Consider the following 24,767-nt stretch of genomic DNA (forward strand, 5'->3'; position numbering starts at 1 on the left):
AAGGGTGATTTTGGAAATTAGGAAGTACCAAAAGCGTTTGAAGAAATACTACTTGAGTATTTTTATATGTTCCAGACGAGGTCCAAAACTGCCGTAGACTTTGGTAAACGAAATGGAAAGTTGCTCCAGTAATTGTTCTACAGAAAAATCTGGCAACTGATCTAAACAGGTGACGACTAAATTTTTGGTGAGGGATAGGTCTTGCTGATGAATGGCATCGCAACTCAATGCATAATTGAGCAAGTCAGGATCTAAAGCGCGCGTTCTAAACTCCCCCTGAAACTCATTGGTTACATTGGCTTCATGAGCGTTATTTATTAAGGTTACGGGAGTTTTACTGCTCATCGGGCCATTGCCGTGACGGGTTTGGTAACAACGGGTCACGTAATACATAGTGATCTGTGCATCGCTCAGTTCAGTTAAAATAAGCTCAATAGCGTTTTTAGAAGTGGTTGCACTCCATGTGGTATGCGGATGAAAACCGTGTTGGGTATCTAGCAAAATACCCTGACTGCCTTCAAAAATAAAATGTTGATAGGTGTCTGCTAGCTGCGCTAATTGTGAGATCTCGTAAAAAGACTTGATGTTAAGGCAGCTTTCTATAAAATACGCTTCGTCATAGTGCTGCAATTCGTCTGTATAATACTCTTGAACGGCTTGAGGTTGCTGCGCTATTTTGCTTTGGTAAAAGTTCTGAATACTCTGTAAACGCTGCTGAATTACCCAGGGAAATTGTAAATCGTTCGCATAGAAATAAACCTCATCCCGATCCCGGGCTATAGTCGCCCCAAAACCTAAACCGCAAGAGCCATGACCTTGCTGTTTTTCTACAGCACGATTATAGGCAATATCATAGATGGTGGTGATCTTAGCCAATGGATGCACATACAACTTGGGCTGGTAGGCTTTTAGGTAATTCCCTTCTTGCAAAATGGCCGGTGGAAAAAGCGTCGTATGCGCGCTATAATAAGTAGGAACACCCTGCACGGTTCCTGATCCAAAATTACTAAAGGTATGTTCAAGCTCCCTGGTAGTTACGGTATGCCCCACCTGATGTCCTCCTGAAAAGCGAACCACCAAACTTTCTTCAGGTTGTTGTGATGCCAGAAAATGGGTGGTCGCCCCTTTTCCGGCATCGCCAAAACCTAAATCTATAACTATGCTGCACTTTGGCATTTATAGCATATTTTCTACGTCAATACCTGAATGCGACGAACTGGTGTTTCCTGAAGATGTTGTAGTAGGCAAATGATTTTGAATCACCACTTCAGCAATACGCTTGGCTACGCGTTTATAATAGGATAATTCGATAAAGTTTTCCCCCAGCAATTCTTTCCAGTTTCCTTTTCGCATATCCTTTTTAGACCATTCGTTATGTTCTAAATGAATGTGATAGACGTTGTATTTTTCTTGTGCTTCTTTAATAATCGCTTCCGTACTAATACTTGCAGCTTCATTGGTACAGGTGTATTTACGAATAATTTCTCCCGGAAGCTCTTTAAATACAGGCTCGTCTCCTATCGTAAATAAAAAGCCTTTTTGTTTTCTTTTTTCCCAACAATCTATTGTGGTATGTCGGGCAGCAAAGAGATGTGCCAGGTTATAGCCTTCCTGATTGTTACCGCCACCGCCGCCTTCTAAGTATACGCGGGTTAACCAGCGGTCTAACAATTCTGCCGAAGATTCAAATTGACCTACTTGCAACGGGGCACTATCGTACACAAAATCGCCAAGCCCCATAAACAGTACTTGGGGATGTTCTATACCGGCTTCCATAAGTGAACCGATAAGATCTGGCAGAGCTTCTTTTACTATGAGCTCAGGCACAAAGCCCATACTGCCAGTCACATCTAAACCTACGATAATAGAAAGGGACTCCGGATGCTCTTCAGAATCTCTAGATTCGCGTACAAGTGCTTTTGCTGGATCCATTTCGGGATCGATGTTTCTTGCGGTAAATATCTCTTCGCGAGATTTGTTTTGATATCCTTTAGATCTTCTTAACTGTTCGTAAGCTTCGTTACTAAATCTTCCTCCTCCCATAATTATAGTTTTTCTATTTTACCACCAAATAAATACGCGTAGCGCTTCTTGGCAAGTTCTAATTTGATTTCTAAGTTTCTTATTTTGACCGCCATTTCTAAGTCTTTAGCGACATAATTCTTAGCATCAAAATCTGAAGCTAATACCAGACTATTGGCATCTGTAGGACTCATATCCAGCATATTTTCTTGTTCGCGCTTTAAACGTTTTAAAGACAGGGCCAAATCTTCGGTTTCCCGTTTGTACATCAACTGCGCATCTTCTGCAATAGCATGAGCACGGTCGTCTCGTATTTTATCGTTGTTACGCTTTAATGAGTCTAAAAAAGCGGCTTGGTGTTTATGATCTTCCATAGTTGTGATTTCTTACAAAGTTAACTATTCAATTTGCGTATTATTATCCCTGAATTCGGGGAATTTTCAGTTAAGGGTTGATTTTTGGTTTTCCTTGAATACAACTTCTCCTAAAATTCAATATCCCTGAAAACGGTTAGCTTATTCCCTTAAAATGTGTGCAATTTTGTAACCGAACTTTTAAATACTCTATGATACTATGTCATTAGCTTTTAGCGAAACCTTTCAGCAAGAATTACCCAGTAGCTACCTTCAATTTCTCGATGAAAATCCTGAAGGCACTCAAATTGAAACTAGCGAACACGATGATGCACGTACCTGGACGATGATGGGACAAGCAGCCTTGTTAAAACGCTGGCCGATGAAGGGAGTTGGTGAAGCTGCGAATTATGAATGTTTAAAGCTTTACACGTACGTAGCGGGCGAAAATATAGCAGAGCTTTATGCGCATTCGGCACATTGTGGTCCGGTAAAGCTAGATCGGGTGGCCAGAGGTTTTGTAATTGGTCACGAAAACGGAGACTACCTCTATCTGGATCCGGAAGCTGATTTTTCGGTATGGGCGTATGATCACGATGGCGGCGAAGTGACTAAAATCTCAGCATCGTTTGATCAATTCTTAAACCATCAAAATCCATTATAAAACCTTTAAAACTTTATTATGATCGATATACAGCTGACTTCAACTGGTTTTACCATCAATAACCAGCCCGTATCATTCCCCATCTCTTTAGCTGCGTTGGAAAATGTATTTGCAGAGAAACCGCGTCATTTTAAAGGCAAAAAAGGCGGGGTATACACCTGGGACAAACTGGGTATCTTAGGTTATTCTAAAGAAGCGCATCTAATCTATGCCTTAAGCATCATCTTTGAAGCAGAGAATTATCAATTTAGTCCTTCCCAAACCTTCACCGGAAGCTTTAGTTTTGAAGATGAAGCTATTGCCAGCTACTATCATCAACACCCGGAAAAACGGGTCAAACTCTTTGACGGAGATACTTCGGGCGCCTTGGTTTTAAATACGATAAGTGCCTGGTTTGATGCAGATGCTGATGCTATTAAAGCCATTGAAGTGAGTCAGTACGAAGCTTACGATCGTTCGGCAGGCATACCCATAGATAAATATGTAATTCCCATTCCTGATGAAGCGCTTATCACATTTACAGATTTTGGATTTAAACTTTCGGTAATTGAAGAATTGATGTATACGCAAGGGCTCTTGACTCCTAAGTTTGATGTACACGAATTTGCAAAATGGTACCCCCAAAGAGCTATTGATATAGATGAAGAAGGCTATGAACCCATTGCAGAAGTGACGCAATACTTTAAAGATTTCCCGGTTCCTCAACGTTTAGCCCCTAAACTTACGGAGCTCTACCAAGATGGCGGTAACGATATCTATATGAATTTAATACCGTTCTCGGGTGGCGATGTAGCGTATTGGGATATCGAAAGCGTAGCAGATGCTCATCACTTTCCCAACTTGAAAAAAGTAACCTTGTGTTACGCCAAAGATCATATTGTAGATGATTTTGAAAAATTAGGTATTGAAGCGGAATGGCTTTGAGTAGCCTAAAAAGAAAGTCTATTTATCGAGCTTTTTAGGTTACACGTACCGTTTAAAACTAGAAAACCGCTCATCCCTAGCTATCGGCACAGTTTAAATGAATGTATTTTTTAATTGTTAAGGGCTTATGCAACGACTACCATCTTATTGGCGGTAGATATTCATTTTTATACGCTGTAAGTTTTAACCAAATTGCATTCAGTTACTCTTCAGCTTTAATTCTAAATTTTTTAATTACCATTTTGTTTAATTTGTCTTCCTCCATTTCAATATTCTCATCAGCCATTATGGAATTATAAATGTCTGATTCCAGTTTTGTTGGTAAGTGAGTTTTCTTAATATTACCAACTTTATCTTTTATAGCTCTTCAAATTTATACGAATCTCTAATATTTCTTTCGGCAATTTCGGACGTAACAGTACCTGTTTTATTTGGTCCCCAAAAGAGTTTTCCAAAAGTGTAAAATCCGCCACCATTTGTTAAATCCTTTTTATCATCATAAGCGAAAATCATAATTTCATCAATATCATTTTTCTCTTTTGATTTTTCGCTTGTTATGTATTTTAATGTATTTATTAGAATTTCTTTACTAATTAAGGTATTGAATATTAAGTATTTATTTTTTTTAAATTTTAATCATTCAATTTATTTTTTTTAAATTTTCTACTGTCGTCAACTCAAGAAATTAAAAGGTTTTTCAAGTGTGGGAAACTATCGACAACTCGTTATATGAACGTTAAATATATACATATCCCCTTAAAATTTACGGGATATAAACACTTTTGAGTTACGTATATAAATCTAATCATTTATTTTATAATCACTTTACGGAAATCCATAATCACACGAAAAAGGGTATCATTATTTAAAAATTACGGAGTGTAAATTTCTAGAAATTGCATTTTTTGGAAGGATAGCCTTGCATCTACAACTATTGGATGAGAACCTCAGTCTAATACCTCCCATAGCGTTAGGGTACCGTTACCCTGCTTTTGCTATGCTCTATCCACGGGTGAACCTCGGGTGAAACGTGGGTGAACTGCGGGTGAACCTTGGGTAAACAGAGTGCTGGGAGTGTTCAAAAAGGTATACTTACAGCACAGGTTGTTTAGGGCAGATAATTTAGTATGCTCGTCTTGAAGTACCAAATTGCCTCTATGCAAGAGTCTTTACTTTACCCTAGCTTATACTGTGTGCCGTCTAAAGGAAAGCATTACCTTACATTAGTATACTACCTTAATAAAAGCATGTGTACTGACAAAGGCAGTCCTTCAAGACATTAAAACAATTGCCTTTAATGTAAACCGCTATCTGGATTATCAAGTAAATATAAGGGATTTGTAAGGCCTTGTCAATAGGTAAGGATAATGAGACTTTGCTCAGCGGCTTTGACTCCTATTCTGCAGATGGTAAATCGTTATCGATAGACCATCTTCCTTATCTAACACTGGCGCATTTGCTTGTTCTACCATGAACTGAAGTCCACCCTATAAAGCGGACAGTTTAAATATACGCCCCATCCCTATCCATTTTTCGCCGGGATTAGCAAACGGAAGAGCTTGTTGGTATTTCCACATTAAATTTTCCCATTCCTGTACTTTGGGATTATTTAAATCCATCTGCTTTTTACGTTCAGGATCGTAGTCAGCGGTAGTTTCCATAATCATAAAGAGTCGGTTACCGCATCGGTAAATTTCCATATCGCTTATTCCGGCATCTTTAATACTCTTTAGAACTTCGGGCCAGACCTCTTTATGGTACTTTTCATATTCAGCAATCAAATCCGCATCATCTTTAAGATCACACGCAAAGTAGTGTCGGGTTGTTTTCATTCTCAAAGATTGATATTATACTTCTTGTACACGTCTCTTCCGTAGATGCCAATTATTACAAAACAGACAAAAGGCAGGATAAATGAAAAATTAACCTCCGGAACTCCCAGAATACTAATATCAGTATAGCCCGAACCTCCTAAATCTAATATTAAGCCCTGCAGTGTTGGCATCAAAGCACCTCCCACGATAGCCATCACCAGGAATGCGGCACCAAATTTGGCATCTTCACCCTGACCCTCGAGAGCAATCCCATAAATGGTTGGGAACATAATTGACATAAAAAACGAAATGCTTACCAATGCAATTAAACCAATCATTCCCGGCACCATAATGGTAATTAGAGTTGCAAGCGCGGCGCCAATTGCGAAGAACAGCAATAATTTTCCAGAATCTACATACTTGAGCAATGCGGTCCCAACCCATCTGCCAATAAGAAACACCACCAAAGCAGCAATGCCGTAGTTTACCGCTTCGGTATTCTCAATACCAAAAGATTCTGCATATTGATACAGATAGGTCCAACACATAATCTGAGCACCCACATAAAAAGCCTGAGCGATAACGCCACCGGTAAATTTACGGGATTTAAAAAGCCGCTTGATCGATCCGCCAATACTTACTTTATTTTCCTGATGTTCATTTTGTGGCATATTAACCAGACTAATTACAACCAAAAAGCCAATAACCACGATACCCAGCAACACATACGGATCGCGGATCACTGCTAAATCTGCGGTGCGCACCACAGCCTTGGCTTCCTCACCGAGTGTGGAGTAGACCGTGGTTCCGTCAGGTAGTAAATCGTCTGATTGCAGCGAAGCCAAAATGAATTTTTGTGCTACGATCAAGCCCAACAAAGCTCCCATTGGGTTAAAGGCCTGAGCCAGGTTAAGACGCTGAGTTGCGGTTTTTTCTGCACCCATAGACAGGATGTAGGGATTTGCCGTAGTTTCTAAAAAAGCAAGACCGAAAGTCAAAATGTAAAGCGCAGCCAGAAAGAACCCAAACTCTTCATAAGCTGCTGCCGGATAAAATAATAAGGCACCCAAAGCATATAGGCCCAAACCAAGCAGAACTCCTTTTTTATACGAAAAACGATTAACAAAAATCGCCGCCGGTAGCGCCATCGTAAAATAGCCGCCGTAAAACGCTAGCTGCACCAGCGAAGCCTGAAAATTGTCAAGCTCCAGTACCTTTTTAAATGCCGAAACCATTGGGTTTGTGATATCGTTTGCGAAACCCCACAGTGCAAATAAAGAAGTTATTAATATGAATGGCAGCAATACCGACTTGGCTACTACTGGTACTTTTGATTGATTATCCATAGTTTAGTTTTTAGCCGGAAGCAACGCGCGATCCAGATGTACATAACCGCCGTCAACAAATATAAACTGCCCGGTGGTATGCGATGATTTTTCAGAAATGGTAAACAATATCGTATCTGCGATTTCCTGAGTGCTAGTCATTCGGTTTTCTAACGGAATGGTATTCCGGATCGCCTGGAGTTTTTCCGCACCATTCTCCAATGTTTCTATCCAGTTTTCGTATGCCGGTGTATAGCTTTCGGCAATAATAAGCGCATTGCTGCGAATGCCATATTTGATTAGATCTACTGCCCATTCCCGTGTAAGTCCCAACACGCCACCCTTGGCCGCTGCATAACCTGAAGTTCCGCCTTGACCGGTGATCGCTACTTTTGAACCTACGTTGAGAATGTTTCCTTTACTTGCTTTGAGCAAGGGCAAAGCATACTTTACAGTGGCATAAAAACTCACCAAGTTGAGCTTTAACGAATACATAAAATCGTCCAATGAACCTTCTAACGAAACGCCGTCGTTTACGCCCACATTATTGATAATCGCATCGATACGGCCATATTTGGCTGAAAGTTTTTCAACTGACTTTTTAATTTGATCTGCATCAGACAAGTCGGTTTGATAGAATGTGCTGTCAAGACCTTGCTCGCGCAGTTGACTTTCATATTCAAAACCGCGGGCGTTTCGGTCTAACAAAACCGGAATTGCCCCTTCTGCCGCCAGGGCAAAAATAATCGTATGCCCTATGCTACCGGGCATTCCTGCGGAACCGGTTACTAAAACAATTTTATCTTTTAAGTTTAAATCCATGAGTTAAATAGTATAAATGCGCTGGGCATTTTTATAGAAAAAAAGTTCGCGCTCGTCTTTAGAGAGTTGTCCGGCAAAAGCCTTGGCTACATTAAGAACCTGAGAATAGCTTCCGGCAGCCAGGCATACCGGCCAGTCTGAACCGTAAATAATTCGATCGGGCCCAAAAGCTTCAAACACTACATTCATATACGGCATCAAATCGATAGTTTTCCAGGTTTTATAATCGGCTTCGGTAATCATACCCGATACTTTACAGCTCACATTTTCATAGCTGGCGATGGCACGCATCAATAAAGCCCAGGAATCGATATAGCCTTCCTTGATATTGGGCTTCGCAATATGATCAATCACAAATTGTTGTTCGGGAAATAGTTTTACGAATTCAAGCACTGCCGGAAGTTGATGTGCAAACACCAAGATTTCATATACCGCCCCGGTATCTTTCAGTTTTGAAATTCCGCTTAAAAACGATTTTCGAAGTAAAAAAGAAGGATCAGTTTCAGCCTGTACTACGTGGCGATAGCCTTTCATCAAAGGCATTTCAGCATAATAATCCAAATCCTGCTGCACCGAGTCGCTTTGAAAATCAACCCAACCAATAACTCCCTTTATAAAATTGTATTCATCAGCGAGATTCAGTAAAAAGGTGTTTTCGTCCAGCGTTTGATCGGCCTGCACCGCAATGCAACCTGTAACATCATGCTCCTCGTAAACCGGTTGTAAATCCTGAGGCATAAAGTCATGGCGTATCACGGCCATCTCCTCGTCTATCCAGTCGTGCTTAACGGGATTGTACTGCCAAAAATGCTGATGCGTGTCTATAATCATCTTTAAGTTTATTGAATCTCCACCAAAGCTTTAATCACGTTATTTTCAGGTGCCAGTAAATTCTCAAAACCCGCAGGTAAATCCTTAAAATCAATGCGATGCGTGATATGGGTTTTAGGTGTTATTTTCCCGCTCTTGATGCTATCTATCACGTATTGAAAATCTTCTCGCGTCGCATTACGACTGCTCATCAATGTAGATTCTCGTTTATGAAATTCAGGATGGCTAAACACCAGTTCGCCTTTTTGCAAGCCTACCAGCACATAACGGCCACCGTGAGCAAGATACTGAAATGCACTGTTCATCACATTACGGTTACCGGTAGCATCTATAACCACTGTGGGCATATCGCCATCGGTAAGTGCAGCCAGATGTTCCATCACATCCACGTTCATTGGGTTTACCGCTTCCCACACGCCGAGTTCTTTTTTACAAAAATCAAGGCGGTGCGCATTGACATCAAGCGCAATCACTTTTGCTCCTGCCTGTTGTGCAAACTGAATCAGACCAATGCCTATAGGACCCGCTCCCATAACCAGAACCGTTTCTCCAGATTTTACGCCTGCTCTACGCACGCCGTGAGCGGCAATAGCTAAAGGTTCTACCAGAGCCAGTTCATCAAAATCAAGGCCTTCGCCGTGTAGTAAATAGGAATCCGGAACGACCACATACTCTGCCATCCCGCCATCGATGTGAACGCCAAAAACCTGAATAGACGTACAGCAATTGCTCAAACCATTGCGACAAGCCACACAGCTACCACAATTGAAATACGGAATAAAACTTACCGCATCTCCTTTCTCAAAACCTTTTGCATCACCTTGTACATATTCTGCAGCCAGCTCATGACCTAAAACTCGTGGATAATTGAAATACGGCTGTGTCCCGCCGAAAGCATGAATATCGGTACCACAAATACCTATTTTGCGAATGCGCAACAGCGACTCTCCGGCTTTAGGCTGCGGAATATCTTGTTCTTTTAATAAAAAGGTGCCAGGTTCCTGACAAACAATATAGTTCATAGTAGTTTTTACTGTTAACTGATTTCCAAAGCATTTGCATACGAAACAGCAGGTTTTTCCTTCGAAAAATACACTTCAAGTCCCTGAGCTGTTTGCTGAAACTTTAATTTTTTACCCGTACTTACCAGTTTTACTTTTTTGATAGGTTTACTTCGATAAGCAGCATCTGAAGCTAATGATTTTATAACTACTTTCCCGTTTTCGGGCCAGCTCATAACCGTAGCGTAGAGCTTCTTGCCTTTGGTCACAAATCTAAAATCATGCGAGGTGAAAGGCTTGCCCTTGCCTTCGTTGAATCCCTGAGCAGTCAAGGCAGCAGCACTTTCCTGTTGGGGTCCTTCACCAAAAATTTTCCAGGGTCGGGTACCGTAAATGCTTGCTCCATTGAGACGCATCCACTCTCCTATTTCTTCGACAATTGCACGCTCTAACTCGTCAATGCTTCCATCTCCCTTAACCGGAATATTGAGCATCAGATTTCCATTTTTGCTTACTACGTCAATAAGACTGTGTATGACTTGTTTGGCTGATTTATAGCGTTTATCCCGATAAACATCTATATCGTAGTGCCAACTCCCGATACAGGTATCGGTCTGCCAGGGCAAAGGTTCGATCTCATTACTTTGGCCTTTTTCAATATCCCAAACCAAAGCTTTGCGTTGCTGTTCATCCAGAATTTTACCGGTTACCACAGCTTGTGGATTTCCGTCTTTGTCGAGGCTTTTGTTATATAAATAAGCGGCTATTTCGAGGCCTACATTACTTACCGGCCAAAGCGGCAATGCCGTATCATCAAAATAAAGTAAATCTGGATTGAATTTGTCTATCAATTCAATCGTGCGATTGTAAAATTTCTTGCAATATTCTTTTGAGGGCGGAGTAACACCATTGCCCCAGTTCCACTGACTGTGAATCTTACCATTATCGTAGCTATCTTCACTCAACTCGTGGTTTTGAGCATACAACTCCTGCGGATCAATACCTTCCCACCAGGTACCTTCCCCATCTTCAACAGTCAAATTTCCATCATAGGGCACTCCCGCCAGCGGACCGTTTTTATCTGCACGTTGAGAAGGCTCATACCAGCTCCACGCATGAGCAGCGTGTACACTGAGTGCAAAAGGCAAATCGGCCTTGCGTGCCGCATTTTCCCAACCGGCAATAATATCTTTTTTAGGTCCCATTTGAACTGAATTCCAATTGGGTTGATAGGTACTGTCCCAAAGATCCAGATTGTCATGATGATTGGCCATGGCCATAAAATATTTAGCACCGGCTTTTTTATAGAGACTAACCAGTTCTTCAGGATCCCATTTATCGGCTTTCCAAACATTGATCACATCTTTAAAACCAAATTCTGAAGGATGCCCGTAATGCTCAATATGGGATTTGTACTGCCACGAACCTTCCTGATACATTCCGCGAGCGTACCAATCTCCAGATTCGGGCTCACACTGAGGACCCCAATGCGCCCACATACCAAACTTGGCATCGCGAAACCACTCTGGAACCTGATATTTAGAAAGTGAATCCCAGCTAGGTTTAAATGGTCCTCTTTGCTCAGGATTGAAGAAATTTGCGCGTGCCAGCAGTGGGTTTAAATACAAACCCGCAGCTGCAGCTGCGCTTAATTTTATAAGATCCCTGCGTTTCATAATCTATACTTCTGTTTATATATTTCCGTCTATACTCCTATCTGATTTCTTTTAAATTATAAAAGAAATTCACTTTCAAACGATTTCGTCTCGGTAAATAGTAATCAATTTTCCAAATATATTTAGGCTAAAGAATTCTTTCATTATACAAAAACGACTTATTTTTATTCTTTTAAGAACCTCTTTAACCTAAACAACCTATTTTGAATCGCAATCATTTTCCGGTTTCATTCTCAATGCTCAATGTAGATCATGTGCTCCTTGATGATCGGTGGAACTATGAAAGCATCATCAGCCCCTATTATCGTATTTACTATATAGACGATGGAGAAGGCAAATTATCAAGTCCCTCAAAACAACTCATCTTACGGCCGGGTTATCTCTACCTAATTCCCAGTTTTACACTGTGTGATTTGCATTGCGACCAGTACCTCAGTCAATATTTTGTACAGTTTTTTGAAGAACTGCATTCCGGTATCTCCCTTTTTGAAAACTACCGCAATATCATGGAGCTGAAAGCATCTGCACTGGATATTGAACTTTTTAAAAAGCTTGTCAAAATTAACCCAGGCAGGGGACTCAATCGCTCTGACAATCCTGAAGTATATGAAAAGGAAGCGTTCTACAAGGAGTATCAGGACCTAAACCGAAAAATGAAAACTTCAGTACAATTTGAAAGCCAGGGTGTTCTATTAATTCTGATGTCTCGTTTTATTGAATCTGCCCGTTTTCAGCATGAAGAAAATCGTAACATACCCTCTGTGATTTTAAGCGCAATCAATTACATTCAGCTTCATTTAGACAAAGCACTTACGGTTTTAGAACTAGCAGATAATGCCAATCAAAATCGCGATTATTTTTCCCGGCAATTTTTAGAACACACGGGTCTGCGCCCGCTGGCATACATTCACGAAAAACGCATTGAACGCGCACAATATCTAATGGTAACCACGCATAAAACCCTACACGACATTGCCCTGGAAACCGGTTTCAACAATCTGCCTCATTTCATCAAAATTTTTAAAAAACACCTCAACATCACACCGGGGGCGTATCGCAAACAAAGCCTTCAAATCAACTGAATATGAAACTCATCAAGATAGACCGCAAGAGTCCCAATGCTTCGTCATTTAGCCTGAACACCACGCAGGACGCTCATTTTTTGAAGATTTGGCATTACCATCCCGAACTCGAACTGGTGCTTATTTTAGAGAGCACGGGTACAAGGTTCATTGGGGATTCCATTTCAAAATTTGCTCCCGGCGAACTGGTTTTATTGGGTTCAAACCTGCCGCACATGTGGCTTAATGATCCTGAATATTTTGAACCCCATACCGCACTAAAAGCTGAAGCTATTGCCATACACTTTAGAAAGGAATTTCTGGGGACCGACTTTTTAAACACTCCTGAAATGGCTTCAATAGCTTCTCTTTTGAACCGCGCTGCACGAGGTATCGTATTTGAAAAAGTAAGCTCAGAAATCAAACAAAAAATCTTGCAACTTAACGCCTTAAGTCCGTTTGAGCGCACTATGCAATTTTTGGCTCTGCTTCACGAACTGAGCACAACTCCCGGTCGGGCGATAAGCAGCACGGGGTACCAGAATAGCGCACTTGCTTCAAACTCCAAAAATTTTGATGCGGTTTATGAATACCTTTTTAAAAATTTCAGGAAGCCCATTATGCTTGGGGAAGTGGCCGCTTTAATCCCAATGAACCCATCAGCATTTAGTCGTCTGTTTAGCAAATTTCACAAGAAGAGTTTTACACGCTATCTCAATGAGATTCGCATCGGTTATGCCTGCAGGTTACTTATTGAAAAGCGCTATGATGTAAGCGAAATTTGCTACGCCTGTGGTTTTAACAGCCTGTCTAATTTCAACAGACAGTTTAAAACCATAACCGGAAAGACGCCTCTGGAATATGCAGAATATCACCAAAAAAGAATGTGAATTGAATTAAAAGCAAAAAAAGAGTAAGTATCAGCAAAAAATCATTCAGTAAAACGGAAGCAAGCGTATTAATTTTGAAGTGTTTCACTCTAATTTTCACTATAAATTATGCAAACCGAAGTCACAATCACCGGCTATGAAGTTGTAGATGTACGCTTCCCTACCAGCCAATTTCTGGACGGTTCAGACGCTATGAATCCCGATCCCGATTATTCTGCTGCTTATGTCATTCTCAAAACTTCGCAGGAAGGTCTGGAAGGTCACGGTCTCACCTTCACGATAGGTCGTGGCAACGAGCTGTGTGTGGCCGCGATTGACTCGATAATGCCATTGATTCTCAATAAAACACTGGCATCCTTTACCGAAAATATGGGTGCTTTTTGGAAAATGATCACCGGTGACAGTCAACTGCGCTGGTTAGGTCCCGAAAAAGGAGTGATTCATCTGGCGACGGGAGCGGTGGTAAATGCCGTTTGGGATTTATACGCCAAGGCGGAAGAAAAACCGCTTTGGAAACTACTGGCAGGTATGAGTCCGGAAGAACTGGTCTCTTGCGTGGATTTCACTTACGTTACCGATGCGATTACCCCTGCTGAAGCGATAACCATGCTTAAAAAGCTCGAAGCCACTAAGCAGGAACGTATAGATCACCTGCTCCAAAATGGGTATCCCGCGTATACAACCTCTGCAGGCTGGTTAGGTTACAGCGATGAGAAAATGCGAAAACTATGTCGTGAGGCTAAAGCCGAAGGTTTTAAGCATATGAAAATCAAAGTAGGCAAAGACCTTAAAGATGATATGCGCCGGGCACAAATCATTCGTGAAGAAATAGGTGACGACCTCAAGCTGATGATGGATGCCAATCAAAAATGGGATGTGACCGAAGCTATCGCAAATATGGCCGAACTCAAAAAATTCAACCCCTGGTGGATTGAAGAACCTACGAGCCCGGATGATGTTTTGGGACACGCAGCCATCGCAAAAGCGGTTGCTCCTATAAAAGTAGCGACCGGAGAACATTGTCAAAATCGGGTTATTTTTAAACAACTTATGCAGGCAGGCGCCATCGAGATTTGTCAGATAGACAGCTGCAGATTAGCCGGTGTTAACGAGGTGCTTGCAGTATTGCTTATGGCTGCCAAATTTGAAATTCCGGTATGTCCGCACGCCGGTGGTGTAGGCCTGTGCGAATATGTTCAACACTTATCTATGATTGATTATATTGCCATTAGCGGTTCGCTTGAAAATCGTATTATAGAGTATGTAGATCACCTGCACGAGCATTTCTTTGATCCTGTAGTGATTAAAAACGGTGCCTATATGCCGCCGCAAATGCCGGGTTACAGCATAACTATGAAACCGGAATCACTTAAAGAGTATACGTTTCCAACCGGAAAAATCTGGCAGGAAATCGCCAAAACCAAATAAAACTATGAAAAAGCGCATATGTATTACTGCCCTACTCTTACTAAATCTATATTTGGCTTTAGGTCAGACCGACTATACGCCTTCACCTGAAAATCTGGAAAACAGAGCCTGGTTTCAGGATGCGAAATTTGGCCTGTTTATTCATTGGGGTGTATATACTACGCTGGGAGACGGAGAATGGGTTATGCAACAGCAAAAGATTAAAACAGACCGGTATGAATTGCTACCGGATTTTTTCAATCCGCAGCAGTTTAATGCCAAAGCCTGGGTTAAACTGGCTAAGGCGGCAGGTATGAAATACATCACGATCACGACCAAGCATCACGACGGTTTTGCGATGTATGATTCAAAATTTTCCGATTATAACATTGTAGACGATACACCCTATGGCAAAGATATTTTTAGACTGCTTGAGGAAGCCTGTAAAAAAGAGGGTATTAAGCTTTTTGCCTATTACTCGCAGTTAGACTGGCATCATCCTGATTACTATCCCAGAGGGAAAACCGGTCAGGATTTAGGTCGGCCAGAATCTGGTAACTGGCAAGATTATATAAGGTATCAAAATGCGCAAATCAAAGAACTAGCCGAAAATTATGACATCGCAGGGTTTTGGTTTGATGGATATTGGGATCAAAACGATTTAAAAAAAGCCGGCAAACCCTATGAGGATTTTGATTTGGAAGCAACGTATAAAATCATTCACGGCGTGAATTCCGGTTTGCTCATTGGTAACAACCACCATCTTGCACCTATTGCAGGCGAAGATTTTCAGATGTTTGAAAAAGACCTTCCGGGGAAAAATACTGCTGGCTTTAGTGAAGGTTCTCAAATAGGCAATTTACCCTTAGAAACTTGTGAAACCATAAATCATTCGTGGGGTTTCAATCTACAGGACGGCAATCATAAATCGTTCAGCGAATTGATTCAGTATTTGATTAAGGCTGCGGGCAATAATGCTAATTTTTTGCTTAATGTAGGTCCTATGCCTAACGGAAAAATACAGCAGGAGCATCAGGATTTGCTAATGCAAATGGGTTCTTGGCTGCAAGAAAACGGAGAAAGTATTTATGACACACGTGGCGGCATGTTTCAGGGTGCCGATTATGTTTCGACTGAAAAAAACCAAACTACATACCTGCATGTTCTTAATACTGATCTGAATACCCTGAGTATCCCTTTCGCCAAAAAACGCATTAAAACATTAAGTTGGTTTGATGATGGTAAGCCGGTAAAATACAAGATTAAGAAAAACGTATTGACGATCTATCTGAATGAAGCGCATCGCGATGCGGTAGATACTATTATTAAACTCACTTTAAAATAATTTGACATGACCCCTTTTAATATATCTGGAAAAACAGCACTAATTACCGGTGGAGCCAGCGGTATAGGACGTGCCATCGCCGAAGTTTTTGCTAAAAACGGAGCTCAGGTTTACATTCTTGACTATAATGAAACGCAGGCTGAAGAAGTTGCTGAAGCCTTTAGAGCTGATAACTTGGAGCTTCACTATAAAATATGCGATGTTTCTAAAGAAGATGAAGTACAGCAGGTGATTGATGAGATCGCCGATGAAAATTCGCTCGATATATTGGTTAATAATGCCGGGGTTGCCCACGTGGGAAACATTGAAAATACCACCGAAGCAGATCTTGACCGTATTTACGCTATAAACATCAAGGGTGTCTTTAACTGCGCAAAAGCCGTTATCAAGCACATGAAAGGCAAAAGCGGAGTCATTATCAATATGGCTTCCATTGCATCTTCGGTTGGGATCTCAGACCGTTTTGCGTACTCCATGTCAAAAGGCGCCGTACTCACGATGACCTATTCCATCGCAAAAGACTATGTTGATGAGGGCATCAGATGCAACAGCATCTCCCCTGCTCGCGTTCACACGCCATTTGTAGATGGTTTTATTGCAAAAAATTACCCCGACAATCAGGAAGAGATGTTTGAGAAACTATCAAAAACCCAACCTTTGGGCCGTATGGGCAAACCTGTAGAAATTGCCCATCTCGCCCTGTATCTGGTCTCTGATGAAGCATCTTTTATCACCGGGACAGACTTCCCCATCGATGGCGGATTTATAAAACTAAATGGATAACTTTTTAACTAGAAGATTATGAAATTAATACGTTTCGGCGAAGCCGGAAATGAAAAACCGGGAGTGCTTTTAGACTCCGGAAAACGCATAGATGTATCAGGCTTTGGTGAAGATTATACCGAAGCATTTTTTGAAACAGATGGTCTTGACCGACTCAAAACGTGGTTAAGCAAAGAACAGGACAATTGTCCGGAAGTTTCCGCAGTAACCCGTCTGGGCGCACCTCTGGTACGTCCTTCAAAAATTGTATGCATCGGTCTTAATTACGTTTCGCATGCTAAAGAAACCGGAATGGAAGTTCCTAAAGAACCCATTTTGTTCTTTAAAGCGACCTCGGCAATTGTGGGACCTAATGACGATGTGATCATTCCCAAGGGAAGTGAAAAGACAGACTGGGAAGTTGAACTCGCCGTGGTAATCGGCAAAAAAGCCTCTTATGTGAGTGAAGCCGAAGCTTTAGATTATGTAGCTGGTTACACCCTACACAACGATTACAGCGAGCGTGCCTTTCAAATCGAGCGTGCCGGGCAATGGGTTAAGGGAAAAAGCTGTGACACCTTTGCGCCTTTAGGTCCTTTTATCGCGACCAAAGACGAAATCAAAGATCCTAATAAACTCAACCTGTGGCTGAAATTGAATGGTGAGGAATTGCAAAACAGCAATACTTCAGATTTTGTATTTAACGTGCAGCAGGTGGTGAGTTACATCAGTCAGTTTATGACTTTGCTTCCGGGAGATGTCATTTCAACCGGAACTCCTTTTGGTGTGGGAATGGGCTTCAAACCACCACGCTACCTGAAACCGGGCGATGTAGTTGAATTGGGCATCGAAGGTTTAGGGACTTCTAAACAAACTGCAAAGGCCTATTCAGCAATTAAATAATCACAATAAATTTTAGATTGCAGAACATCCTATTTTATACTGAATCCATCCAGTTATTTTTTATGAAAACATGCGCTAAGCATTTCATAGAGTTCTGGATGGTTCTTTTTAAGTAAAATGGGATTTTCGAAAAAATATTCTGAAGCTACCGCAAAAAACTCCGCTTCATTAGTGCTTCCGTAGTTGCGTATATCAGATTTATTATCATTAATGGCCTCCATTTCTCTATGAATTAATTTTAGCCAGGGAATACTATACGAGTGAGCAATAAGTCGCTCGGGGATACCATCTGCGACACCATCTGTCATATCTATCAAGTGTACGAACTCGTGAATGCCGGTATTGTGCAGATCTGATTTTTTATCAAAACCTTCATGAAGTGCTTTTCTTGAGAGGATCATTTGATGATTAAAACGTCCTGAACCAACCATCCCGGCAATATGTTTCTGCTCATCTTTATGTCCAAAATTCAAATCATCATTAAAATGATCTGGATATATAAGCACGGTACTCAGATTAATATAATGCCAGGCGGGAAATCCAAAAACAGGAATAACAGCACTTGCGGCTACTAATAATTTGTCAAGATCTTCTAACTCAAAATTTATGCTTTCGATATAAATTTCACTCAAAAATTGCATCATTCGTTGCTGAAAGCGCTCCTGTTCTGCGACATTCAACTGCTCATAAAAATGTACATTTTGAAGTAATAATGTATGCCAGCCAGATGGAAATGTAGCGACTTTTCGCTTTTGCTGCCTGCTTAGTATAATAATTGCAAATGCCAGCAAAAGCAATGCCACTACTAAAATTATGTAGTTCATAGAAATCTTCTCAAATTGAAAACGGTGGATCAAAAATAGTCATACTTAAACCGTGCAATATATCTGATTTTGAATAATTTTAGAAATAAATTAAAATATTTACTGGCTTAAAGCAGAATGTTCAAAACATTAGAAAAAGTTATTTCACTAAACGAAACATTTGACAATTCTTTAGAATTAATTTATCGACTTCCATACAATTCTAGCCTATTTTTGATTTTCCCTATGCAGCAGATGTTTTCTCATCAATAAAAAGTGCTACTGAATCATTATTTACTTATTTTCAATCAAAATAACCTTTGACAAACCCTGATAGACAGAAAAAGAAATCAACCAAACGCAAGCGTTATTTTGGACTTATTTTGGGTCTTATTATTTTGGTTCCATTAGGTCTATTCACATTAGGTTGGCAAAGTCGAAATTTGATTATAGATGGTTTGCAAGAATGGTATAACGCAAATCATGAAGGAACCTTAAAAATCGGTGATGTAGAGGCTACTTTTTTAACCGGTTTTCCCAATGTTGGTTTTACGATCAACGATATTTTTCAAAGCGAAAAGGATTCTATTACCTTTAAAAGGAAATCAATTTTTATTGATAAAGCCTTAGTGACTATTAGTACTCGTGATCTTATTCGCGGAGACTTTCAATTTAAGCGTATAAATATTGATAGTGTTTCTATTTATTCTGAAGTAGTCTCTGATAAGTCTTATGAATACCACGTAAAGCAAAAATTAAACAATCTACCTAATACTAATTCTCCATTTGTTTTTCCTTCTTGGATAGATCCTAATGCTACAAAATTTAGAGTCAAACAAGTAAAATATGTTGCTAAGGATAGTATGTTTCACAAGAATTTTGATATAGCGTTTCACAATATTAGTGGTGAACTTAAAATGGATAAATCAGTTATAAATGGTTCTTTGAGTTTTGAAGCTGACGTCAATAAGCTGGGGTTTAATACAAAAAAAGGGAGCTTTTTAAAAGAAACCAAAGTATCAGGCAATCCTGAATTCACCTTAGATACAGATACAAATGTTTTAAATGTTTCCGATTTTATACTAACACTAGATGAAGAGCAATTTAGGGTGAGTTCTAGCTTTGATTTAATAGAACCTTCCTACCACCTTAGTCTTTCGAACGACAAGCTTCAATTTGATTCTTTACACAAATTTCTTTCTGATAGCATTGCAACAAAGATAGCGCCGTATGCAATCAAAAAACCTATTAAAACAAGTCTCACCCTAGATGGGTTATTTCAATTTAGAAATACACCAGAGATCAATGCCGATTTTAAAAGCACAGATAATACGGTAAGTTTTAGCGATAATTATACGCTCTCAAATACCAATTTTGAAGGATACTTAACGAATAAGATATATGAGTCTGATAGTCTTCAGAGCTTAAAAGGCACTAAAAAAGATATTAAAATAGTTTTCAATAAGGTCACTGGTAATCTCAAAGGGATGACTTTAAGCTTAGACAATAGTTATTATCAATCTACACCTGAGTATCATAATTATGTCGTAGCAAATCTTAATTTAGCTGGTAAAAACGAATCGATCGCCCAAGTATTAAACAATGAAAATTTTGATTTTAAAGGCGGAGATTTTACTTTAAATGCTAAGCTTAGTGGAGATATTGATCATCCTGAAAATCTATTCAACTTTGCAGAAGGAAACTTTTTACTCAACAATAGTCAGGTTGTTCTCAAGAAAAATGGATTGCAATTACCCGTAAAAACCATCAAGCTTAGTTTAGATAATAAAAAGTCATTTTTAGAAGAGCTAAACATTGAACTTGAAAGAAGTGAGAATCTCGTTTTTAAAGGGCATCTCAATAATATATCTTCTTTGATCTCAAATTATCCAGTGGAACCCACAAGTAGTTTTGTGGAGTTAAAATCTGAATATTTGAATGTAGATGAACTCATTGCTACAGCTAAAGAAATGATTCCGGAATCTGATAAAAGCAAGGACGACCGTAAAACCATAAATGAGGTCCTCACGACTATTTTTAATAAATTTCATCCCCGATTTAAGCTCAACTTAGACAATGTTGTTTACAACTCAATTCAGTATCAAAATGTAAGTTCAAATATAGAATTGACAAGTACTGAGAACATTAGCATTAATGATTTTCACATCAATTATCAAGGATCTGAAACCGAATTAAATGGAAGTCTAGTTATTCCTAAAACAGATAATGCTAAAAGCCAACCTATTCATCTTAACGTTATAGCAAAGTCTCAGGGTTCACTTGCTGTTTTTCAAGACTTATTTGAGATAAAATTAGTGAATATCAATGCCGGTAACTTTGAATTTTCTGGAAGTGTAGCCGGAAATATTCAAAAATTCAATCAACTTCTGGATAATGCCAAGGGTACTTTAAAGCTAAAAAATGCAAACTTCTACTATCCTAGTGCTGGGTTTGATATCGACTTTGATTCGTTATCAGTAAAGATTGCAAATTCTAATATCATTTTAGATCAGGTAGAACTAGAAGTGGGAAGCTTGCATCCTTTTATTTTAAATGGAAATATTAAAAATTTCACCAATATCCTTTTAGACAATAATAATGCAAGAGGCAGTGTATATCTAAATGTGAAAGCTCCTTTTGTAGACGGTGATCAGTGGATGGAAATGGTAAATTCTTTAAGTAAAAAAGATGCTCCTTCTCCTAAGCCTAAATCAAGAGAATTATCAAAAGCCTTTAAAGATATAAACAGATTACAACCTCAGGTTTCTTTAAATATTGATTCTTTAAAATACAAGGGATTGATTACTAAAAACGTTGATGCTTTAGTCTATTTTCTGAACGATTCTGTTTTAAAATTAGATCATCTTAAGGTCAATTATAAAAAATCTCAGGCACACTTAAATGGAACTATTCATTCTTTAAAGAAGATAAAAAATACAAAAGAAAATCCCTTTGATTTAAAATTTGAGGCTAGAGCTTCGGGAAATACTACCGATCTCAATGATTATTTAAAAACAATCAACTTCATATTTGAGTCTGGTGAATTTGATTTTAAAGGTGATTATCAAGGAGAAGCTTCAGACTTAGCTATTTTCAATACAGATGCAAGGGGAAGTTTAAAACTGGTAGATTCTAAAGTTAATTTTCCGTTAGCAGATATTCAGATACCTATAGATAGTCTTCGCTTAGAGATCAATAACGATTTTGCTAATCTTGAAACTTTAAATGTAAACCTGCCCGGTAAAAGTGCATTGCGTGTTTCTGGATCTATTAATAATTTCTCTGATTTCATCAATAATTCAATAGAAAATGAAGAACACATTTCAACTTTTAATATCAGTTCTCCCTATCTCAACACTGCAGATCTTGTGACTCTTTTTGATACGAGTAAAAAAAATAAAGACACGTTAACTAAAAAACCCTTAAAGATTCAAAACCTGAAGGATATTCTGAATACCATTAATGACTCCTATTATCCACAGGGAAGCATTTCAATTGATACACTCATTCATAAGAATTTAAGGCTGACAAATTTTGACACTTACCTCCTTTTTGACAATAAAGAAAATCTGAAAATTCAAAAAAGCAATATTGACTTCTATGAGGGTAAATTACATATTGAAGCTGTTGCCAATATATCTGAACCCAATAATTTACCAGTAAATCTTACTATTGATGCAACTGATATAGATATTAAAAAGTTTGCTGAAGGTCTTGAGTATTTTGGGAATAAAAACTTAGAGAACATAGATAAACTGGGTGGAATAATAAACGTGAATCTTCTTGCAACAGGAGTACTCAATAATGATGGAACGCTAAATCCTAATAGTCTAAATGGTGAACTGCAGTTGAATATTCAAAACCTCTCGCTGCATAACTACAAGCCTTTGATGGAAAGTGTTGTTTTACTTAAAGAAGATCGCTTTAAAGAATTAGAGTTTAGACCTATTACTCAAACTTTTAAAGTGGTAAACGGTGAAGTAATTATTCCACGTACTGAAATTCAATCTTCTGCAGTTCAGGTTTTTGCTGAAGGAACAATCAAACTGGATGACTATGTCAATATTTGGTTTTCTGTGCCTTGGAAGAATTTAAAGTTAAATGACGGACTTTCATTACCGAAAAAGACCACTTTTGATGATGCTGGAGCTAAATTCTACATCAACCTCCTTCAAGATCAAGAGAGTGTGAAAAAACGTAAACAAAAACTTCACTTCAAAATCAAATTGTGGAATAGCAACTTGAAAAACTCTGAAAAAGAATGATATACTAGTTCTAGTACTAATTGATTTTAGCTGATAAAAAAAGCCTCAATAAAATTGAGGCCCCTTTGCCTGTTTAATAGTAAAATAACACACTTATAATTAACATTTAAACAGGTATTTTTATTTTTCGCTAGTTCATTCTGTATCTAGTATTATGGTAGTTACCGAACGTGATGGAATTCTTAACTCTTCTTGATTAAAGAGTTGCATTTTTTCAAGATCAGAATCCTCTGATGTCACATAACTTTCAACAGTAAAAGGTTTTACTTCTTCCTCAAAGTTAATGTTGATTATTTTGTTTTCTAAAGCAGAATTTATAAAAACAAGTACTGTTTTTGAATCATCAGGACTTTTATATGCTGAATAAACGAAATCTTCATTAAGTATATCTTGATCAAATCCTTTAAGGGCTACTCGTTTATATCCCGGTCTGATGAACCTGCTGTAATTACCTAAAGCCCATAACATTTTACTTTCATAAAAATTGCCGTCATATTTGTTCTTGTCAATATAAACCAAACCGTCTTTGTAGTCATAAGCAGAAATAGCGGTCCACCAGTGCCAGGCACTTGCGTTTGCAAAAACGAGATCACTATGAATCACCTGAGCCATATACAATGCTGAATCCATTCCTAAGTCTCTACCATTTCCATTTATTTCACCATTATTATCACCCAGAATACAGTATTCACTCATCCAAAAATGTAAGTCTGAAACATCTGCAATTGCATCACCCAAATCTTGACGTTGCTTCACCATATTTTTAAAAGGTGAAGTTGTAAAGTAGCTGTGTGCCGAAACTGCTGGATTCACGTGTGCCAGATGTCCCAAGTAATTTTCTGAAGAATTATCAAAAAATGAATTAATAACATCTCCTCTACCCGTTTTATTTCCAGATTCTGTTAGATAGTTAATTTGAGCCGTTTCTGCGATATCTATAAATGTATTATCTAAATTTCTGCTTTCTAATTCATAATCTAAAGCACGTACTAAATCTGAAATCTCATGATTCCAAAATGGAGTACCCTCCTGACCACCGTCTGCCCAGTCCCATTGTGGCTCGTTAACCGGACTTATATAATTTACTTCTAAACCATTTTTCTCTAATTGTTGAGCTACGTCTGCCAAGTACTTAGCAAAGTCACTATAATTCTTAGCTCGTAGATTAGATCTGTTTTTGTTACTGGTATAGGCCTTATTATTACGTGTAAATTTAACCGGCGGACTATTAGAAAAAAGCAAAAGATCTTTAACTCCTCTTTGTTTTGCAGCATTTGCAAACCACACTTGTCCTTGATGCTTATCCCAATCATAAGTATCACCTTCTCCGTAAAAAGATTCAGCTCTTCTCCACTCATCTTTTATACCACTTTCATCACCCTGTTCTGCGCTTCCTGCACCTAGGTTAAACCTCCAGAGACTCAAGCCTATTCCTTTAGGGTTACCAGAATTATCATTTTCTGTACTAAAAAGCAGATCTGCAATTTTCTCCCGTTTATACAAGGGCCAGTTTCTACCCACAAACTGTACAGACCAGGCATCAGATGCCCCAAAATTGTCTATATGCTGAAAGGTTGTTTTAGAATCTAAATATAGATTGATAGCAGTACTTTCACTTTGATCAAGGTTAAGGGATTTTTCCTTCCAGCTTATTAAAAATGTAGCGCTTGCTATAGATGCAAGAACAACTAAAGAAATGAATACTTTTAATTTCAAAATAATTCTTTTAATGAATCTTTTATAAAACTAATAGGTCTATTAAACATATTGATTTTTATCTTTAACAATTTTCACTATTTCGATTGAGTAAATTCGTGTACAATTTGTCTAAAATTGCGGTGTTAATTGTTCAACCTTATTAATATTGATGAATAGCTGGGATATTTTTATAAATTGGTT

Annotated in this window: 20 protein-coding genes; 9 read left to right on the forward strand and 11 right to left on the reverse strand. The window is 38.9% G+C overall.

The window, feature by feature from the left end; genetic code table 11:
* Positions 1-48: 48 nt before the first annotated feature.
* Genes DSM03_RS15085 through DSM03_RS15095 form a run of 3 tightly spaced genes read right to left on the reverse strand, consistent with a single transcriptional unit; the run spans position 49 to position 2,396 of the window.
* A complete protein-coding gene (locus DSM03_RS15085; protein WP_128762585.1) occupies positions 49-1,176 on the reverse strand; it encodes an adenylosuccinate synthetase in 1,128 nt (375 codons plus the stop codon).
* Entirely contained in the window at positions 1,177-2,043 is an 867-nt protein-coding gene (locus DSM03_RS15090; protein ID WP_128762586.1) for a hypothetical protein, read from the reverse strand.
* 2 nt (positions 2,044-2,045) lie between these two features.
* Complete coding sequence (locus DSM03_RS15095; RefSeq protein WP_128762587.1) at positions 2,046-2,396, reverse strand: hypothetical protein; 351 nt, start codon at positions 2,394-2,396, stop codon at positions 2,046-2,048.
* Positions 2,397-2,595: 199 nt separating this feature from the next.
* Between DSM03_RS15095 and DSM03_RS15100 the strand changes: the two genes are divergently transcribed.
* Entirely contained in the window at positions 2,596-3,039 is a 444-nt protein-coding gene (locus DSM03_RS15100; RefSeq protein ID WP_128762588.1) for an SMI1/KNR4 family protein, read from the forward strand.
* A gap of 18 nt (positions 3,040-3,057) precedes the next feature.
* Positions 3,058-3,963, forward strand: coding sequence for a DUF6892 domain-containing protein (locus tag DSM03_RS15105; RefSeq protein WP_128762589.1), 906 nt, complete (start codon positions 3,058-3,060; stop codon positions 3,961-3,963).
* Between the two features lie 1,487 nt (positions 3,964-5,450).
* Here DSM03_RS15105 and DSM03_RS15110 read toward each other — a convergent pair.
* The 6 genes from DSM03_RS15110 to DSM03_RS15135 are packed head-to-tail and all read right to left on the reverse strand — an operon-like array spanning position 5,451 to position 11,432.
* Positions 5,451-5,795, reverse strand: a complete 345-nt coding sequence (locus DSM03_RS15110) for an L-rhamnose mutarotase (RefSeq protein ID WP_128762590.1) — start codon at positions 5,793-5,795, stop codon at positions 5,451-5,453.
* Between the two features lie 2 nt (positions 5,796-5,797).
* The gene (gene fucP, locus DSM03_RS15115) at positions 5,798-7,123 is read right to left on the reverse strand and encodes an L-fucose:H+ symporter permease (RefSeq protein ID WP_128762591.1); all 1,326 of its coding nucleotides are present in this window, start codon (positions 7,121-7,123) and stop codon (positions 5,798-5,800) included.
* Positions 7,124-7,126: 3 nt separating this feature from the next.
* Positions 7,127-7,924: an SDR family oxidoreductase gene (locus tag DSM03_RS15120; RefSeq protein WP_128762592.1), complete on the reverse strand. Its 798-nt coding sequence runs from the start codon at positions 7,922-7,924 to the stop codon at positions 7,127-7,129.
* Positions 7,925-7,927: 3 nt separating this feature from the next.
* Entirely contained in the window at positions 7,928-8,755 is an 828-nt protein-coding gene (locus DSM03_RS15125; RefSeq protein ID WP_128762593.1) for an amidohydrolase family protein, read from the reverse strand.
* Positions 8,756-8,763: 8 nt separating this feature from the next.
* Positions 8,764-9,777: a zinc-binding alcohol dehydrogenase family protein gene (locus tag DSM03_RS15130; RefSeq protein WP_128763301.1), complete on the reverse strand. Its 1,014-nt coding sequence runs from the start codon at positions 9,775-9,777 to the stop codon at positions 8,764-8,766.
* A gap of 14 nt (positions 9,778-9,791) precedes the next feature.
* Positions 9,792-11,432, reverse strand: a complete 1,641-nt coding sequence (locus DSM03_RS15135; protein WP_128762595.1) for an alpha-L-fucosidase — start codon at positions 11,430-11,432, stop codon at positions 9,792-9,794.
* A gap of 203 nt (positions 11,433-11,635) precedes the next feature.
* Here DSM03_RS15135 and DSM03_RS15140 point away from each other — a divergent pair, with 203 nt between their 5' ends.
* From DSM03_RS15140 to DSM03_RS15165, 6 genes are all read left to right on the forward strand, one after another.
* Positions 11,636-12,514 (forward strand): helix-turn-helix domain-containing protein, encoded by an 879-nt coding sequence (locus DSM03_RS15140; RefSeq protein WP_236638928.1) that lies wholly within the window; start codon positions 11,636-11,638, stop codon positions 12,512-12,514.
* A gap of 2 nt (positions 12,515-12,516) precedes the next feature.
* Positions 12,517-13,383, forward strand: a complete 867-nt coding sequence (locus DSM03_RS15145; protein ID WP_128762596.1) for an AraC family transcriptional regulator — start codon at positions 12,517-12,519, stop codon at positions 13,381-13,383.
* A gap of 108 nt (positions 13,384-13,491) precedes the next feature.
* Positions 13,492-14,811, forward strand: a complete 1,320-nt coding sequence (locus DSM03_RS15150) for an L-fuconate dehydratase (RefSeq protein WP_128762597.1) — start codon at positions 13,492-13,494, stop codon at positions 14,809-14,811.
* Positions 14,812-14,815: 4 nt separating this feature from the next.
* Positions 14,816-16,135, forward strand: a complete 1,320-nt coding sequence (locus DSM03_RS15155) for an alpha-L-fucosidase (protein ID WP_128762598.1) — start codon at positions 14,816-14,818, stop codon at positions 16,133-16,135.
* 6 nt (positions 16,136-16,141) lie between these two features.
* Positions 16,142-16,918 carry an SDR family NAD(P)-dependent oxidoreductase gene (locus DSM03_RS15160; protein ID WP_128762599.1) on the forward strand — a complete coding sequence of 259 codons (777 nt, stop codon included), beginning with the start codon at positions 16,142-16,144 and terminating at the stop codon, positions 16,916-16,918.
* Between the two features lie 18 nt (positions 16,919-16,936).
* Positions 16,937-17,800 carry a fumarylacetoacetate hydrolase family protein gene (locus tag DSM03_RS15165; protein WP_128762600.1) on the forward strand — a complete coding sequence of 288 codons (864 nt, stop codon included), beginning with the start codon at positions 16,937-16,939 and terminating at the stop codon, positions 17,798-17,800.
* 53 nt (positions 17,801-17,853) lie between these two features.
* On the opposite strand, the gene DSM03_RS15170 is transcribed toward DSM03_RS15165, so the two are convergent.
* Complete coding sequence (locus DSM03_RS15170) at positions 17,854-18,624, reverse strand: M90 family metallopeptidase (RefSeq protein WP_128762601.1); 771 nt, start codon at positions 18,622-18,624, stop codon at positions 17,854-17,856.
* A 299-nt stretch (positions 18,625-18,923) separates the two neighbouring features.
* On the opposite strand from DSM03_RS15170, the gene DSM03_RS15175 reads away from it, so the two are divergent.
* Positions 18,924-22,868 (forward strand): AsmA family protein, encoded by a 3,945-nt coding sequence (locus DSM03_RS15175; protein ID WP_128762602.1) that lies wholly within the window; start codon positions 18,924-18,926, stop codon positions 22,866-22,868.
* 135 nt (positions 22,869-23,003) lie between these two features.
* On the opposite strand, the gene DSM03_RS15180 is transcribed toward DSM03_RS15175, so the two are convergent.
* On the reverse strand, positions 23,004-24,584 hold the full coding sequence (locus DSM03_RS15180; protein ID WP_236638929.1) for a glycoside hydrolase: 1,581 nt from the start codon (positions 24,582-24,584) through the stop codon (positions 23,004-23,006).
* Positions 24,585-24,767 lie beyond the last annotated feature (183 nt).

Source organism: Leeuwenhoekiella aestuarii (genome assembly GCF_004104055.1).
Taxonomy (GTDB): domain Bacteria; phylum Bacteroidota; class Bacteroidia; order Flavobacteriales; family Flavobacteriaceae; genus Leeuwenhoekiella; species Leeuwenhoekiella aestuarii.